At 69.4% G+C, this 16,205-nt stretch carries 15 protein-coding genes and 1 pseudogene; 12 read left to right on the forward strand and 4 right to left on the reverse strand.

From position 1 onward, the window contains the following. The first annotated feature begins 162 nt into the window (after positions 1-162). The 8 genes and pseudogenes from galT to AC07CM_RS23645 all read left to right on the forward strand — a co-directional run bounded on the left by galT (position 163) and on the right by AC07CM_RS23645 (position 8,130). On the forward strand, positions 163-1,224 hold the full coding sequence (galT, locus tag AC07CM_RS23610; protein WP_478878424.1) for a galactose-1-phosphate uridylyltransferase: 1,062 nt from the start codon (positions 163-165) through the stop codon (positions 1,222-1,224). Then, positions 1,221-2,183, forward strand: coding sequence for a UDP-glucose 4-epimerase GalE (gene galE, locus AC07CM_RS23615; RefSeq protein WP_478878425.1), 963 nt, complete (start codon positions 1,221-1,223; stop codon positions 2,181-2,183). Before galT ends, galE begins: the two co-directional genes overlap by 4 nt. Further along, a complete protein-coding gene (galK, locus tag AC07CM_RS23620) occupies positions 2,183-3,337 on the forward strand; it encodes a galactokinase (protein ID WP_478878426.1) in 1,155 nt (384 codons plus the stop codon). Before galE ends, galK begins: the two co-directional genes overlap by 1 nt. Before the next feature lie 192 nt (positions 3,338-3,529). Beyond that, positions 3,530-3,976 (forward strand): hypothetical protein, encoded by a 447-nt coding sequence (locus AC07CM_RS23625; protein WP_478878427.1) that lies wholly within the window; start codon positions 3,530-3,532, stop codon positions 3,974-3,976. A 6-nt stretch (positions 3,977-3,982) separates the two neighbouring features. Beyond that, positions 3,983-6,160, forward strand: coding sequence for a hypothetical protein (locus AC07CM_RS23630; protein WP_478878428.1), 2,178 nt, complete (start codon positions 3,983-3,985; stop codon positions 6,158-6,160). 107 nt (positions 6,161-6,267) lie between these two features. Further along, positions 6,268-6,819 (forward strand): hypothetical protein, encoded by a 552-nt coding sequence (locus AC07CM_RS23635; RefSeq protein ID WP_478878429.1) that lies wholly within the window; start codon positions 6,268-6,270, stop codon positions 6,817-6,819. Positions 6,820-7,204: 385 nt separating this feature from the next. Further along, positions 7,205-7,534: pseudogene (locus tag AC07CM_RS23640) on the forward strand (ATP-binding protein); the annotation flags it as partial. Continuing rightward, positions 7,531-8,130 (forward strand): Uma2 family endonuclease, encoded by a 600-nt coding sequence (locus AC07CM_RS23645; protein WP_478878430.1) that lies wholly within the window; start codon positions 7,531-7,533, stop codon positions 8,128-8,130. The pseudogene AC07CM_RS23640 and the gene AC07CM_RS23645, both read left to right, overlap by 4 nt. A 19-nt stretch (positions 8,131-8,149) precedes the next feature. Here AC07CM_RS23645 and AC07CM_RS23650 read toward each other — a convergent pair whose 3' ends face one another. Beyond that, a complete protein-coding gene (locus AC07CM_RS23650; protein WP_478878431.1) occupies positions 8,150-8,605 on the reverse strand; it encodes a GNAT family N-acetyltransferase in 456 nt (151 codons plus the stop codon). 262 nt (positions 8,606-8,867) lie between these two features. On the opposite strand from AC07CM_RS23650, the gene AC07CM_RS23655 reads away from it, so the two are divergent. Continuing rightward, positions 8,868-9,635, forward strand: coding sequence for a LuxR C-terminal-related transcriptional regulator (locus AC07CM_RS23655; RefSeq protein ID WP_478878432.1), 768 nt, complete (start codon positions 8,868-8,870; stop codon positions 9,633-9,635). Here the strand turns inward: AC07CM_RS23655 and AC07CM_RS23660 are convergent. Beyond that, positions 9,594-10,091 carry a MarR family winged helix-turn-helix transcriptional regulator gene (locus tag AC07CM_RS23660; protein WP_478878433.1) on the reverse strand — a complete coding sequence of 166 codons (498 nt, stop codon included), beginning with the start codon at positions 10,089-10,091 and terminating at the stop codon, positions 9,594-9,596. The genes AC07CM_RS23655 and AC07CM_RS23660 overlap by 42 nt on opposite strands. 88 nt (positions 10,092-10,179) lie before the next feature. On the opposite strand from AC07CM_RS23660, the gene AC07CM_RS23665 reads away from it, so the two are divergent. Continuing rightward, positions 10,180-10,992, forward strand: a complete 813-nt coding sequence (locus AC07CM_RS23665; protein WP_478878434.1) for a trans-aconitate 2-methyltransferase — start codon at positions 10,180-10,182, stop codon at positions 10,990-10,992. 2 nt (positions 10,993-10,994) lie between these two features. Further along, entirely contained in the window at positions 10,995-11,366 is a 372-nt protein-coding gene (locus tag AC07CM_RS23670) for a VOC family protein (RefSeq protein WP_478878435.1), read from the forward strand. 24 nt (positions 11,367-11,390) lie between these two features. On the opposite strand, the gene AC07CM_RS23675 is transcribed toward AC07CM_RS23670, so the two are convergent. Further along, complete coding sequence (locus tag AC07CM_RS23675; RefSeq protein ID WP_478878436.1) at positions 11,391-12,068, reverse strand: TetR family transcriptional regulator; 678 nt, start codon at positions 12,066-12,068, stop codon at positions 11,391-11,393. Continuing rightward, positions 12,065-13,072 carry an acyl-CoA desaturase gene (locus tag AC07CM_RS23680; RefSeq protein WP_478878437.1) on the reverse strand — a complete coding sequence of 336 codons (1,008 nt, stop codon included), beginning with the start codon at positions 13,070-13,072 and terminating at the stop codon, positions 12,065-12,067. The genes AC07CM_RS23675 and AC07CM_RS23680 overlap by 4 nt, the downstream gene beginning before the upstream one ends. Positions 13,073-13,381: 309 nt before the next feature. Between AC07CM_RS23680 and ppc the strand changes: the two genes are divergently transcribed. Next, positions 13,382-16,114: a phosphoenolpyruvate carboxylase gene (gene ppc / locus AC07CM_RS23685; protein ID WP_478878438.1), complete on the forward strand. Its 2,733-nt coding sequence runs from the start codon at positions 13,382-13,384 to the stop codon at positions 16,112-16,114. The last annotated feature ends 91 nt before the right edge of the window (positions 16,115-16,205 follow it).

Genomic DNA, 16,205 nt, shown 5'->3' on the forward strand with positions numbered 1-16,205 from the left:
GCGAACTGATCCAGTGCGGAACCTACGCCTCCGCGTTCAGAAATTGAACACTTCTGATGGGGTTCTTTGTTTGATTGTGATGGTCCTAGGTGTTGTCGGGTTGTGGTCTGTTATGTTTGATTGTGTTGAGTGATCGGGTCCGGGACGTAGAGGAGTCCGGCGTTGAAGAAGACATCGACACGGCTGGCCGACGGCCGTGAGCTGATCTACTACGACCTCCGCGACGACACCGTGCGGGACGCCGTCGACCGCCGCCCGCTGGACCGCACGGTCACCACGTCCGAGATCCGCTGCGATGTGCTGCTCGGCGACTCGGTCGCCGTCGCCTCCCACCGCCAGGGCCGCACCTATCACCCGCCGGCCGACGAGTGCCCGCTGTGCCCGACGCGGGGCGAGCGCCTCAGCGAGATCCCGGACTCCTCGTACGACGTCGTCGTCTTCGAGAACCGCTTCCCCTCGCTGGCCGGCGACTCCGGGCGCTGTGAGGTCGTCTGCTTCACCTCCGACCACGACGCCTCCTTCGCCGACCTCACCGAGGAGCAGGCGCGCCTGGTGCTGGACGCGTGGACGGACCGGACGTCGGAGCTGTCGCATCTGCCCTCCGTCGAGCAGGTGTTCTGTTTCGAGAACCGCGGGGAAGAGATCGGCGTGACCCTGGGCCACCCGCACGGTCAGATCTACGCCTACCCCTTCACCACGCCTCGCACCGCGCTGATGCTCCGCTCGCTCGCCGCACACAAGGAGGCGACCGGTGGGGAGAACCTGTTCGACGCCGTTCTGGAGCGGGAACTCGCCGGGGAGCGGGTCGTCCTTGAGGGTGAACACTGGGCGGCCTTCGTGCCCTACGCGGCGCACTGGCCGTACGAGGTCCACCTGTATCCCAAGCGGCGCGTCCCCGATCTGCTCGGCCTGGACGAGGCCGCACGCACAGAATTCCCCCAGGTCCATCTGGAACTCTTGAGGCGCTTCGACCGGATCTTCGGCCACGGAGAGCCTCCGACGCCGTACATCGCGGCCTGGCACCAGGCCCCGTTCGGCGCGCTGGAGGATTTCGACGGTGTCACGCGGGACGACTTCGCGCTCCACCTCGAGCTTTTCACCATCCGCCGCACTTCCGGCAAGCTGAAGTTTCTCGCGGGTTCCGAGTCCGGCATGAACGTGTTCATCAACGACGTGCCGCCGGAACGCGCGGCCCAGCGACTGCGAGAGGTAGCGAGTTCATGAAGTACCTGGTGACGGGTGGCGCGGGATACGTCGGCAGTGTCGTGGCCCAGCACCTGCTGGAGGCCGGCCACGAGGTCACCGTCCTCGACAACCTTTCCACCGGCTTCCGCGAGGCCGTGCCCGCCGGGGCCGCGTTCGTCGAGGGCGACATCCGCGACGCCGCCAAGTGGCTCGACGCCTCCTACGGCGGCGTCCTGCACTTCGCCGCCTTCTCACAGGTCGGCGAGTCGGTGGCGAAGCCGGAGAAGTACTGGGACAACAACGTCGCCGGCAGCATGGCCCTGCTCGGCGCGATGCGCGAGGCGGGCGTCCGCAAGCTGGTCTTCTCCTCCACGGCGGCCACCTACGGCGAGCCGGAGCAGGTCCCGATCGTGGAGACCACCCCGACCAGGCCGACCAGCCCCTACGGCGCCACCAAGCTCGCGGTCGACCACATGATCACCAGCGAGGCGAACGCCCACGGCCTGGCCGCGGTGTCCCTGCGCTACTTCAACGTGGCCGGCGCCTACGGTGCCCACGGCGAGCGCCACGACCCCGAGTCGCACCTGATTCCGCTGGTTCTCCAGGTCGCCCAGGGCCGCCGCGAGGCGATCTCCGTCTACGGCGACGACTACCCGACCCCGGACGGCACCTGCGTGCGCGACTACATCCATGTCGCGGACCTGGCCGAGGCCCACCTGCTGGCCCTGACGGCCGCGCGGCCGGGGGAGCACCTGATCTGCAACCTCGGCAACGGCAGCGGTTTCTCCGTCCGCCAGGTCATCGAGACCGTCCGCACGGTCACCGGCCACCCGATCCCCGAGGTCGTCGCCCCGCGCCGCGGAGGCGACCCGGCGGTCCTGGTCGCCTCCGCGGACACGGCTCGCGAGGAACTGGGCTGGAACCCGTCCCGCGCGGACCTCGCGGGGATCGTCGCGGACGCGTGGGAGTTCGCGCAGAGCATCGCAAGGGGGCAGTAGTGGGGGCACAGCAGGTCGCGGAGCGCTTCACCGAGCTGTACGGGACGGAGCCCGAGGGCGTCTGGGCGGCGCCCGGCCGGGTCAACCTGATCGGCGAGCACACCGACTACAACGACGGCTTCGTGATGCCGTTCGCGCTGCCGCACCAGGCGACGGCGGCGGTCTCCCGCCGCGACGACGGCGTCCTGCGCCTGCACTCGGCGGACGTCGAGGGCGGCGTCGTGGAACTACGGCTGGACGCCCTCGCCCCGCTGAGCGACGACAACTGGACGGCGTACCCGGCGGGCGTGGTCTGGGCCCTGCGCGAGGCCGGGCACCCGGTCACCGGCGCGGACGTCCACCTCGCCTCCACGGTCCCGACCGGTGCCGGCCTGTCCTCCTCCGCCGCGCTGGAGGTCGTGATCGCGCTCGCCCTCGACGAGCTCTACGACCTCGGTCTGCAACGCCGGCAGCTGGCCCGCCTGTGCCAGCGCGCCGAGAACGTCTACGTCGGTGCGCCGACCGGCATCATGGACCAGACGGCCTCCGCCTGCTGCGAATCCGGGCACGCCCTCTTCCTCGACACCCGGGACCTGTCCCAGCGGCAGATCCCCTTCGACCTGGCGGCCGAGGGCCTGCGCCTGCTCGTCGTGGACACCCAGGTCAAGCACGCCCACAGCGGCGGCGAGTACGGCAAGCGCCGGGCCGGCTGCGAGAAGGGCGCGGCCCTGCTCGGCGTGGACGCCCTGCGCGACATCGCATTCGCCGACCTGGACGCGGCGCTCGCCCGCCTCGGCGACGAGGAGGAGGTCGTCCGCCTGGTCCGGCACGTGGTGACGGAGGACCACCGGGTCGAGCGCGTCGTCGACCTGCTCCGCTCCGGCGAGACCCGCGCCATCGGTCCCGTCCTCACCGAGGGCCACGCCTCCCTCCGCGACGACTTCCGCATCTCCTGCCCCGAGCTGGACCTGGTCGTCGACACCGCCCTGGCCCACGGCGCCCTCGGCGCCCGTATGACCGGCGGCGGCTTCGGCGGCTCGGCGATCGTCCTCGCGGAGGCCACCGACGTGGACACCCTCACCAAGGCGATCCAGGAAGCCTTCTCGGCCTCCGGCTTCACGGCGCCCCGGGTCTTCGAGGCGGTACCGGCGCCGGGGGCACGACGAGTGGGCTGACAATACCTGCCCCTGCGCACCGCCACCGGCCCCGTACACGATCAGCGTGTACGGGGCCGGTGCCGTCGTTCCAGGCCCCTGCCCCGGGTCGCCGAAGTACCCGGCCCCGTAGGGCGCTTGGCACCGGCCGGTAATGTTCATCGCCATGACCGCCGGAGTCCGGCGGTGCAGGAGACACGGGGGAGGCCATACATGGCGTGGGAGGAGTGGGAGCAGCTGAAGGCCCAGACGGCCGACCAGCATTCCACACGGATGCAGCTCAATCAGTACCCGGCCGACCAAGGAGGCGGCGGCACGCAGGGAGACCTCGTCGTAGGACACAAGGATCTCGAGACGGTCGGCAAGGCGGCCCATGACCTCTTCGACGACTTCACGACCTACAGCGGGCACGCGCGCGTGGCCTCCGAGGCTGCCGCGGGCGGCCTCAAAGGTGAGGGTTTCGCCCTGGGTGGCGCGCTGGAGCATGTGACGGAGCGCTGGAGCGAGCAGTGCAAGACGCTGCTGGACGCCTGCGCCCACATCTCCAACCACCTGCGGTACACGAAGAACCAGCACGACGCCGACGACTCCTACATCGCCGGCGCGGTCAGCAGCATCGCCACGCTCGACGAGGGCTTCGACGACCGGAAGGGCCACTGACCGCCGATGCATCTCGACACACTGCGCCACGGCAACTTCGCCAAGCTCGGTGACGCGGTCACCGACTGGGAGCAGATGACGAAGAAACTCGCCGAGCTGAAGGACGACGCCGAGGGCAAGCTCAAGGCGAAGGCGGACACTGCCAAGTGGAAGGGGGTCAACGCCACTGTCAGCCGCGAGTTCATCGCCCGGACCGCCGCCGAGTTCGGCGACGCGCACACCCAGGCCGACTCCATCACCAAGATCCTCAGCGACACGCGGGGCGAACTGATCAGCTACCGCACCCAGGTGAACGATGCGATCAAGCGGGCCAACGACCAGCATCTGACCGTGGTCGACAATCATGACGGCACGTTCTCCGTGATGGGCAACACCCGGCCCGACTGGTCTTCGGACCCCAGCGGAAAGACCGGCGCGACGGACCAGAAGGTCGTGGACGCCTTCGCCAAGGAGATCCAGGGCATCCTGACCAAGGCCACAGAGAGCGACAACACCGCCTCGGAGGCTCTGCGCCTCCTCGTCGACCAGGTCAAGTACGGCTTCTCCGACGCCTCCTACGCGAACCGCGACGAGGCGGCCGAAGCCGTCGCGGCTGCCGAGAAGCTGGCCAAGATGGCCAAGAAGCCGTCCGACATGTCCCTGGACGACATCAAGTCCTTCAACCGCACGATGGCGAAGTACCACGACGATCCGCTGTTCGCGGAGAAGTTCGCGGCAGGCCTCGGAGCCAAGGGGACGCTGCAGTTCTGGACCGAGATGTCCTTCACCCATGCAGGTGCCAGGGGCTCGGAACTCGACACGATGAAGGACCTGCAGTCCAACCTGAGCATGACGCTGGCCACGGCGTCCTTCTCGGACTCGGACGCGATGAAGGACTGGAAGAAGGACCTCCTCGCCGAGACCAACACCAACTTCCTCGCGGACAAGTCGCCCAGCCCGATCGGCGCCCTCGGCTCCCAGGTCATCAGCAGCCTCATGCGCCAGGGCCAGTACGACACCGAGTTCCTCGACGACTACCGCGAGAAGCTGTTCAAGCAGGACAGGGGAGCGGGGGAGTCGAACACCGACGACCTGTGGGTCAAGGGCTACAACGCGACGGACCTCGTCTTCGGCGACGGCAACGGCCGGGACCCGCTGGAGGGACTGTTCGACGGCCTCTCCCACAACCCGGAGGCGGCCGAGCACGCCTTCGAGTCCAAGTCGGACCTGGACCACATGCTCGGCACGACCAGGTACACGGAGCGGGGCGAGTCTCTGGGGCGGGCTCTGGAGAGCGCGGTCACCGGAGTCGCGGACGACGACACGACCTCCGCGGCCCCGCCGCACAGCGCGGCCCAGATCAAGATCATGGCCAACGTGATGCAGGCGGTGGCTGACCCCGACAGGGGCGCGGACCTGGTGACCAAGGGGCTGGGCGAGAGTTTCGGGGACATGGCCGCGGCCTATATGCCGGAGATCAGCCAGGCCCTGGCCGGTCCCAACTCGGAATCCGCTTTCCTGACGAACAGTGAAGTCCCCGATGCCTTCCGAGGAAAGCGCATCCCCGATGTCGTGCGATTCCTTTCCGCCACTTCCGCTGACCCGGCGGGCAGGGCGGGGATCATCTTCGGTGAGAGTATCTACACCGGAAGTCTTCTCGAGTCACACCTTTCCGACCCTTCTTTGTTCCATGGATCCCGTGACCACGTCCTTCAGAACATCGGCAGAAATTCGGGCGTCATCGAGGGTATTGTCGGTCATTCCGTCGCTGACGGCGAAGTGAAGGCCGCCGTAGACGGAGAGACGGACTACAACAGCGCCCTGAAGGACAAGGGGGACGCAGCGAAGAGCTGGGTCTCGATCGCGTTCAGTGGCCTTGAGCTCCCCGCGGAATACGGTGGGAAAATCATGGGATCCGTAGTCGGGGGAACAGCTGGAGTCGTCGCCAATGGGGCTGTCGACCGGCTGATCGAGGCACAGCAGATGCACGGCGCCAAGGACAATGGGCTGTACACAAGTGCCAAGGACCTGTACGCGATGCGAGATTCCGTCAGTCAGCAGACACAGTGGTCGACTGAGGACGCGCTCGCTCGACATCATGTGGACCTGCCCAAGGACGATGCCAACGATCTGATCCGCACTTCCGTCAACGAAGGCTGGGACGAGAGTAGTCACTACTTGAGTAATACGAAGGAGCGTCCCTAGTGGAAGAGCAGAAGAGTCGAACGCGACTTGCTTCCTGGCGGAACACGAGAGTAATCCTTGTATTCTTTGTGGCTCTCGGGCTCTTCTGTGGCGCTGGATGGCTGTTCTTGAACAAGGGCCTCTATCTACTCCCGGACAAGATGTGTGAAGGCACTCTGAAGCGGGACCTGGTAAAGGAAGTGCTGCCCAGGGCACAATCGGCCGAAAGCGGCTCCGACACTCAGGGCGGAGGGGACCACCTCAGTTTCTGGTGCCATGTCACCACCAGCGACGACGTTTCCCTCTCCGGGGAGGCGCGGGTGCAGTCCGCCTCCCGTAAAAACTGGCTCGAATTCTATCGAGGCTCCGGGCTCCGCCATCACATCGTCCGTGTATCCGTGGGTGACGTGGAAGCGCTGGCCCAGATCGATAGCGAGGCGGACACGTCATCGGTCTACGTGCCCTGTACGCCGCGCGGCCTGACCAAGGACGACGCATCCCAGCCTTACGCCGTCATCGGTGAGACCCGGACATACGGCCGCGCCAAGGCCACCGGAGTGCCGCTGCGACAGGCCCTGACCGACTTCGCTTACCGGCTGGCTGAGCACGCCTACAAGCTGGCCGAGTGCAAGGAGTCCCGCGACTTTCCCGAGGAACTGCCCCGCTACAAGGACAGCTGATGAGGGACGAGGAGATCGTCGCGCACTTCGACGGCCGTGGCCGGGCGCACCTGCGGTTCGGCCACGTCGACGTCGAGAAGGCTCGCCGCATGGTGAAGACTGCTCACGCGCTCGGCTACCGGCCGCTCTCCACCGGCACGCTCGGCCGCGGGGGCGTCCCTCGCTACTACGAACGTGACGACGCCCCGCACGCCCGCCGCCGGGCCGAGCAGACCATCGAGCGGCTGCGGGCGGGCGGCCCGGTGTTGCCTGCGGTGGAGCCGTCTCCGCCTCCACCGCCACCTTCGCCCCCGGCCCCGCCCCTCACGCCCCGGCCGCCAGCACCCCGCCCCCGCCGGTCGATGGAACCCCAGCTACCTGGAGACGATCGCCGGAGCTCGTCGCCAACGCCCTGGAGCACAGCGACAGCCGCACTGTCACGGTCACCTGCGCCCTCATGGCCGACGTGGTCACGATCAGCGTGACCGACGAGGGTAATGGCCGCGCATCGGTGACTCCCGCCACGCCGCCCACAAGGCCAGGGCCGGATCAGGAACAGGGCCGTGGCTTACTGATCACTCAGGCCTTGGCGAACCGCTGGGGGACGTGGCGGATCGGCAGCGGCCTGATGGTCTGGGCCGAGATCCTCATCGGGGCCGGCGCTCAGCCCATTCCCACCCCACAACCCGCACCGGCAGGTCGTCGCCGTCATACTGAGAGTCGGGAGGACCGATGACTCAGCAGATCCTGTACCGGCGGCTGCGGGAGCGCCGTAATCGCATCACTCCGCCGCCGGGCTTCGCCTGGCCCGAGATCAGCGACGGACAGCTTGTGATGATGATGAGCCCGCGGCCTCGCCACCAGTTCACGGCGAAGCTGGTCTCCCGGCAGCTCGACGCGCAGGTTCCGCATGGCTACTTCGCGTTCGAGGCGACCGACACGGACGACGAGTCCCTTGGCAAGCTGCGGATCCCGGACATTCTCGTGTGCTCGGGCGAGGCCATGCAGACCGATGACCCGCTCGACCCGCACGAGATCGTCCTTGCGATCGAGATCGTCTCGCCGTCCAACCCCGAGAACGACTACGAGCACAAGACCCGTGACTATCCGGCCATGGGCATCGCCCACTACTTGATCCTGGACCCCCGCGACGGGACGTGGACCTACCAGTGGGGAATCGGCCGGACCGAGGGCCGACCCTGCTACGAGAACCGGTTGCACCTCCCGTACGGCAAGCCTGTCACCGTCGCCACCGACCTGGGCACCTGGACGATCGACACCACCGGTCTGCCCCGGTACAGTGCGAAAGAGCTGGGACTCCCTCCGGAGTGAGTGAAGGGGCGCCGGCGCTTCAGCCCAGCCGCTTGGTCAGGGTGTACTCCGTGATTCCGGGCGGGTAGTCGGGGATGACGCACACCACCTCGTAGCCCTGCTTCCGGTAGAAGCGCGGTGCCTGGAAGTCCCAGGTCTCCAGGCGGGCGGACGTGCAGCCGCGGTCGGTGCGGGCGATGCGCTCGGCCGTGTCGAGGAGGTGCGAGCCGAGGCCCGCGCCGCGGTGGCGGGAGTCGACCCACAGGTAGGTGACGTGCAGCCAGGTCGTCCAGGTGTGGCCGACCAGTCCGCCGGCCAGGTTGTCCGAGGAGTCCAGGGCCCAGACGTGCAGGGGGACTTCGCGTTCGCCGGGCGTGCCGCGCAGCGCGGCCAGGACGGGGGACGCCGCCGTGTTGGTGTCCCGCAGCCGGGAGCGGAGCAGATCACGTCGGACTTTGTCGACTTCCGCCTCAATACGAAACATGCGGCACACCATAAACGTGCCGGACGGCCAGTTCTGTAAATCGGCTTCCCCTCCCTGCTCCCATCCGTACTCTGATGAGCAGTGCCGGTGGGGGCCGGTGCTGATCAGGGGGCGAGACAGGCGGGTACGACGCCTGCGGTGGGGGTAGCAGTTTCCGCAACGGCGGCGGCCATGCGGTCGGCGTTCCCTCCGTAGGTGTCGTGTCCGCGCGGGTCGTCGTTCTCCGGACCTTGGGTATCCCCTGCTCCGCGCGGAGCCTGGGGAAGGGGGTTTCGTGGTTCGCATCCGAGTCCTGGTCGTCGACGACCACCGCATCTTCGCCGAGTCACTGGCCGCGGCGCTTGCCGCCGAGCCCGACGTCGACGTCTCCGCCGCCGGCAGCGGCCCCGCCGCGCTGCGCTGCCTGGAGCGCGCGGTCACCGAGGGCCGCCGCTACGACGTCCTGCTCGTCGACGCCGACCTGGGCGGCAACCTGCCCGGTGCCCGGCGGGCCGTGCCCGTCCAGGAGGGCAACGAGGAGGGCCTGGTCGACGGCATCTCGCTGGTCACGGGCGTCCGCTCGGCGCAGCCCGCGGTGCGGACCGTGGTCCTCGCCGAGAAGGACGACCCCCGGCGCGCGGCCCTCGCCCTGCAGGCAGGCGCCTCCGGCTGGGTCGCCAAGGACTGCTCGCTCTCCCGGCTGCTGACGGTGATCCGGGGTGTGCTGCGCGACGAGACCCATCTGCCGCCGGCCCTGCTCACCGGAGTCCTCAAGGAGCTGACGGCCGCGCGCAAGCACCGTACCGAGAGCGAGCGGCTGGTGGAGTCGCTGACCCCGCGCGAGCGGGAGGTGCTGCGCTGCATGGTCGCGGGCCTGGGCCGCAAGGCCGTCGCCGAACGGCTCTTCCTCTCCCCGCACACCGTGCGCACCCACATGCAGAACGTCCTCGGCAAGCTGGGCGTCCATTCGACGCTCGCCGCCGTGGCGCTCGCCCGGCGGGCGGGCGTGGGACCGGTGGACCTAGCCGGGGATGTTGTCGAACGGGGCGGTCAACTGGCGTAGCAGGCCGGCCAGTTCGGCCCGCTGGGCGCGGGACAGCTCGGCGAGGATCGCCCGCTCCTGGTCCAGCAGGCCCGCCAGCGCCTGGTCCGCGCGGTCCTGGCCCGTGGCGGTCAGCCGGACCAGCACGCCCCGCCGGTCGCTCGGGTCGGGCAGCCGCTCCACCAGGCCCTTCTTCGCAAGCCGGTCGATGCGGTTGGTCATCGTGCCCGAGGTGACCAGAGTCTGCGTCAGCAGCTGCCCGGGGGAGAGCTGGTACGGCGTTCCCGCGCGCCTGAGCGCGGTCAGTACGTCGAACTCCCAGGGCTCGAGCTGGTGCTCGGCAAAGGCGAGCCGCCGTGCGCGGTCCAGATGCCGGGCCAGTCTGCTGACGCGGCTGAGCACCTCGAGCGGCTCCACGTCGAGGTCCGGGCGCTCCCGGCGCCACGCTGCGACCAGCCGATCGACCTCGTCCTCCATGGAGATCAGTGTAGTGGTTGTGTCGACATGAAGTCTCTTGAGTTCAAGTTTCTTGACATCAAGATAAGTGGGCGGGACAGTGGGACGCATGACGACCCCCACCTGGGACCCCGCCCAGTACCTCCGCCACGCCGGCCACCGGGCCCGCCCCTTCCTCGACCTCCTCGCCCGGGTACCGGACCTGCCCGCCGGCCGGCCGCGCATCGCCGACCTCGGCTGCGGCCCGGGCAACGTCACCGCCCTGCTCGCCGAACGCTGGCCGACCGCCCACATCACCGGCTACGACAACTCGCCCGAGATGCTCGACAAGGCGCACGTCGACCACGAGGGAGCGACGGCAGGGGGCGGCCGGCTGGACTTCGCCCAGGCCGACGCCCGCGTCTGGACGCCCGAGGAGCCGTACGACCTGATCATCTCCAACGCCACCCTGCAGTGGGTGCCGGGCCACGCCGACCGCTTCGCGGACTGGACCGCCGCCCTGAAGCCCGGCGGCACCTTCGCCTTCCAGGTCCCGGACAACATCGACGCCCCGCTGCACGCCCTGATGCGCGAGCTGGCCGCCGGCCCCCGCTGGAAGTCCCGCCTCGCCGACGTCCTGCGCCACACGGACTCCGTGCACCGACCGGAGGTGTACCTGGACCGTCTCGCCCGCCTCGGCTGCGCGGCCGACGTGTGGCAGACGACGTACCTCCACGTCCTGACCGGCGAGGACCCGGTCCTCGACTGGGTGAAGGGCACGGGCCTGCGCCCCGCCCTGACCGCGCTGGCCGACGACCCCGAGGCCCGCGACGCGTTCGTCGGCGAGTACCGGGACCTGCTGCGGGAGGCCTACCCGAGCGCGCCGTACGGCACGGTGCTGCCGTTCCGCCGGCTGTTCGCGGTGGCGGCGAAGGGGGAGTGAGGATGCTCGTCGCGGTCGACCATGTGCAGCTCGCGGCACCGCCGGGGACGGAGGACGCCCTGCGGGCGTACTACGGGGACGTCCTCGGGATGACGGAGATCCCCAAGCCGCCCGCACCGGCGGCACGCGGCGGCTGCTGGTTCGCGGCGGGCACCGTCCAGCTCCACCTGGGCGTCGAGGCGGACTTCCGGCCCGCGCGCAAGGCCCACCCGGGGCTGCGGGTGGCCGGCATCGAGGCGTACGCGGCCCGGCTGGCGGCCCGCGGGGCGCCCGTCACCTGGGACGACGACCTGCCGGGCCACCGGCGCTTCTACTCCGAGGACCCGGTGGGGAACCGGCTGGAGTTCCTGGAGCCGGTGGAGCCGGCCGGGTGATCGGGCCCCGCTGCCCCGGTGGGCTCAGCTCTTGCGGTGCCCTATCAACCGGGGCTTCTGCTCGAGACCGTCCAGCCCGTGCCACGCCAGATTCACCAGATGCGCCGCGACCTCGGCCTTCTTCGGGCGGCGCACGTCCAGCCACCACTGGCCGGTCAGCGCGACCATGCCGACCAGCGCCTGGGCGTACAGGGGAGCCAGCTTCGGGTCGAAGCCCCGGCTCTTGAACTCCCGGCCCAGGATGTCCTCCACCTGGGTGGCGATGTCGGAGATGAGGGAGGCGAAGGAGCCGGTGGACTGGGGGATGGGGGAGTCACGGACCAGGATGCGGAAGCCGTCCGTGTACTCCTCGATGTAGTCCAGCAGCGCGAAGGCCGCCTGTTCGCACAGCTCGCGGGGGTGGCCGGCCGTCAGCGAGCTGGTCACCATGTCCAGCAGCCGCCGCATCTCGCGGTCGACCACCACCGCGTACAGGCCCTCCTTGCCGCCGAAGTGCTCGTACACCACCGGCTTGGACACCCCGGCCTTCGCCGCGATCTCCTCCACCGACGTGCCCTCGAAACCCTTCGTCGCGAAGAGTGTGCGACCGATCTCCAGCAGCTGCTGGCGGCGCTCCGCACCGGTCATACGGGTGCGGCGGGTCCGCCGCTGCTTGTCACTGCCGGGAGTGCTGCTGGAATCGGTCGCCACGGCGTCAATCATGCCGCCTCAGCGGTCTCCTTCCGGCGCCGGGAGCCGCCTTCCCCGGTGTCACGGCGCGAATCGATACGCGAGCGTGACGGCCAGCGCACGTCGTACGCCCAGCCGAGCAGCTCGAACCAGCGGATGAAACGCGCGGAGGAGTCGATCTGGCCGCGCATCACACCGTGCCGGGCCGAGGTCGGGTCGGCGTGGTGCAGGTTGTGCCAGGACTCCCCGCAGGACAGGACCGCCAGCCACCACACGTTGCCCGAGCGGTCCCGCGACTTGAACGGCCGCTTGCCCACCGCGTGACAGATCGAGTTGATCGACCACGTCACATGGTGCAACAGCGCCACCCGCACGAGTGATCCCCAGAAGAACGCGGTGCACGCGCCCCACCAGGACATCGTCACCAGACCGCCGACCAGCGGAGGCAGCGCGAGGGACACGGCCGTCCACAGGACGAACTGGCGGGAGACCGCCCGGATCGCCGGGTCCTTGATCAGGTCCGGGGCGTACTTGTCCTGCGGTGTCTGCTCCTCGTCGAACATCCAGCCGATGTGCGCCCACCACAGGCCCTTCATCAGCGCGGGGAGCGTCTCCCCGAACCGCCACGGCGAGTGCGGGTCACCCTCCGCGTCGGAGAACTTGTGGTGCTTGCGATGGTCGGCCACCCAGCGCACCAGCGGGCCCTCGACCGCCAGCGACCCCATGATCGCCAAAGCGATCCGCAACGGTCGTTTGGCCTTGAACGAACCATGGGTGAAGTACCGGTGGAAACCGATCGTGATGCCGTGGCACCCCAGGAAGTACATGAACACCAGCAGGCTCACGTCGAGCCAGCTCACCCCCCACCCCCAGGCCAGCGGCACGGCCGCCACGAGAGCCAGGAACGGCACGGTGATGAACAGGAGCAGCGTGATCTGCTCGATCGAACGCTTCTGCTCGCCACCCAGCGTGGCGGAGGGGATGGAAGTGTCGTTGGCCTTACGGGCTTCTTCGATCACATCGGAACTCGAGGTCATGCGCGTCCCCTGTGGGGTCGAGGGTAGAGGCAGGTGCCGGGCCGCCGGGACCGGACGGGACTCGGAGCGGTACTTTCCCTACGGTTCCGTAACCTACGGCGACGTAAGTATGGCAGCGCCTCGCTCGGCGACAAGAGCCCGAGAGTCTGCGCGTCCTCATCGACACCTATCCTTGGAGTCGGTCGGACAGCGCGGTCCGCTCTGAATCCTTCCCGGACGCTCCGGCCCGTATGCGGCACTCGCCGCGTGGTGGATGGATGCACCGGGTTCCCTCCCAGACGAGCTTCAACACTGCAAGGAGCCGCACCTGTGAGCAGTGCCGACGACCAGACCACCACGACCAGCAGCGAGTTGCGCGCCGACATCAGGCGACTGGGTGACCTCCTCGGCGAGACCCTCGTACGGCAGGAAGGCCCCGAACTCCTCGACCTGGTCGAGAAGGTCCGCCGCCTCACCCGCGAGGACGGCGAGGCCGCCGCCGAGCTGCTGCGGGGCACCGAGCTGGACACCGCGGCCAAGCTGGTCCGCGCCTTCTCCACCTACTTCCACCTGGCCAACGTCACCGAGCAGGTGCACCGGGGCCGCGAACTGCGCGCCAGGCGCGCCGCCGAGGGCGGCCTGCTCGCCCGCACCGCCGACCGCCTCAAGGACGCCGACCCCGAGCACCTGCGGCAGACCGTCGAGCACCTCAACGTTCGCCCGGTGTTCACGGCACACCCCACCGAGGCCGCGCGCCGGTCGGTCCTCAACAAGCTCCGGCGCATCGCCGCGCTCCTGGACACCCCCGTCCTCGACTCCGACCGCCGCCGCCACGACGTCCGCCTCGCCGAGAACATCGACCTGGTGTGGCAGACGGACGAGCTGCGCGTGGTGCGTCCCGAGCCCGCCGACGAGGCCCGCAACGCCATCTACTACCTCGACGAACTCCACGCCGACGCCGTCGGCGACGTCCTGGAGGACCTCACCGCCGAACTGGAACGCGTCGGCGTCAAGCTCCCCGACGACGCCCGCCCCCTCACCTTCGGCACCTGGATCGGCGGCGACCGCGACGGCAACCCCAACGTCACCCCCCAGGTCACCTGGGACGTCCTCATCCTCCAGCACGAGCACGGCATCAACGACGCCCTGGAGATGATCGACGAACTGCGCGGCCTGCTCTCCAACTCCATCCGCTACAGCGGCGCCACCGAGGAACTCCTCGAGTCCCTGGGGGCCGACCTGCAGCGGCTGCCCGAGATCAGCCCCCGCTACAAGCGCCTCAACGCCGAGGAGCCCTACCGGCTCAAGGCCACCTGCATCCGGCAGAAGCTGGAGAACACCAAGCAGCGCCTCGCCAAGGGCACCGCCCACGAGGAGGGCCGCGACTACCTCGGCACCAGCGAGCTGCTCGACGACCTGCGGATCGTCCAGACCTCCCTGCGCCGGCACCGCGGCGCCCTCTTCGCCGACGGCCGCCTCAACCGCACCATCCGCACCCTGGCCGCCTTCGGCCTCCAGCTCGCCACCATGGACGTCCGCGAACACGCCGACGCCCACCACCACGCCCTCGGCCAGCTCTTCGACCGCCTCGGCGAGGAGTCCTGGCGCTACGCCGACATGCCCCGCGAGTACCGCGCCAAGCTCCTCGCCAAGGAACTGCGCTCGCGCCGGCCGCTGGCCCCCACCCCGGCCCCCGTCGACGCGGCCGGCGCCAAGACCCTCGGCGTCTTCGAGACCGTCAAGCGCGCCCTGAAGGTCTTCGGACCCGAGGTCATCGAGTCCTACATCATCTCCATGTGCCAGGGCGCCGACGACGTCTTCGCCGCCGCCGTCCTCGCCCGCGAGGCCGGCCTCCTCGACCTGCACGCCGGCTGGGCGAAGATCGGCATCGTCCCGCTCCTGGAGACCACCGACGAGCTGCGCGCCGCCGACACCATCCTCGAGGACATGCTCTCCGACCCGTCCTACCGGCGCCTGGTCGCGCTGCGCGGCGACGTCCAGGAGGTCATGCTCGGCTACTCCGACTCCTCCAAGTTCGGCGGCATCACCACCAGCCAGTGGGAGATCCACCGCGCCCAGCGCCGCCTGCGCGACGTCGCCCACCGCTACGGCGTCCGCCTGCGCCTCTTCCACGGCCGCGGCGGCACCGTCGGCCGCGGCGGCGGCCCCTCCCACGACGCCATCCTCGCCCAGCCCTGGGGCACCCTGGAGGGCGAGATCAAGGTCACCGAGCAGGGCGAGGTCATCTCCGACAAGTACCTCATCCCCTCCCTCGCCCGGGAGAACCTCGAACTGACCGTCGCGGCCACCCTGCAGGCCTCCGCCCTGCACACCGCGCCCCGCCAGTCCGACGAGGCCCTCGCCCGCTGGGACGCCGCCATGGACGTCGTCTCCGACGCCGCCCACGCCGCCTACCGCAGGTTCGTCGAGGACCCCGACCTGCCGACCTACTTCCTCGCCTCCACGCCGGTCGACCAGCTCGCCGACCTGCACCTCGGCTCACGGCCCTCCCGCCGCCCCGGCTCGGGCGTCTCCCTCGACGGCCTGCGCGCCATCCCGTGGGTGTTCGGCTGGACCCAGTCCCGGCAGATCGTCCCCGGCTGGTTCGGCGTGGGCTCCGGCCTGAAGGCCCTGCGCGAGACGGGCCTCGACACCGTGCTCGGCGAGATGCACGAGCAGTGGCACTTCTTCCGCAACTTCATCTCCAACGTCGAGATGACCCTCGCGAAGACGGACCTGCGGATCGCCCAGCACTACGTCGACACCCTCGTCCCCGACGAACTCAAGCACGTCTTCGACACCATCAAGGCCGAACACGAGCTGACCGTCCGCGAGGTGCTGCGGGTGACCGGGGAGCAGGAACTGCTCGACGCCCAGCCCGCCCTGAGGCAGACCTTCACCATCCGCGACGCCTACCTGGACCCCATCTCCTACCTCCAGGTCACCCTGCTCAAGCGCCAGCGCGACGCGGCGGCCGCCGGCGACTCGCCCGACCCGCTGCTCTCTCGCGCCCTGCTCCTCACCGTCAACGGCGTGGCGGCGGGCCTGCGCAACACCGGCTGACGGTTCCGGCCGCACGGCCGCACAGCCGCACAAAGAGGGTGCCCCCGAGGTCCTTACGACCTCGGGGGCACCCTCTTTGCCTACGGCATCC

It is taken from the genome of Streptomyces sp. NPDC044061, from assembly GCF_056434305.1.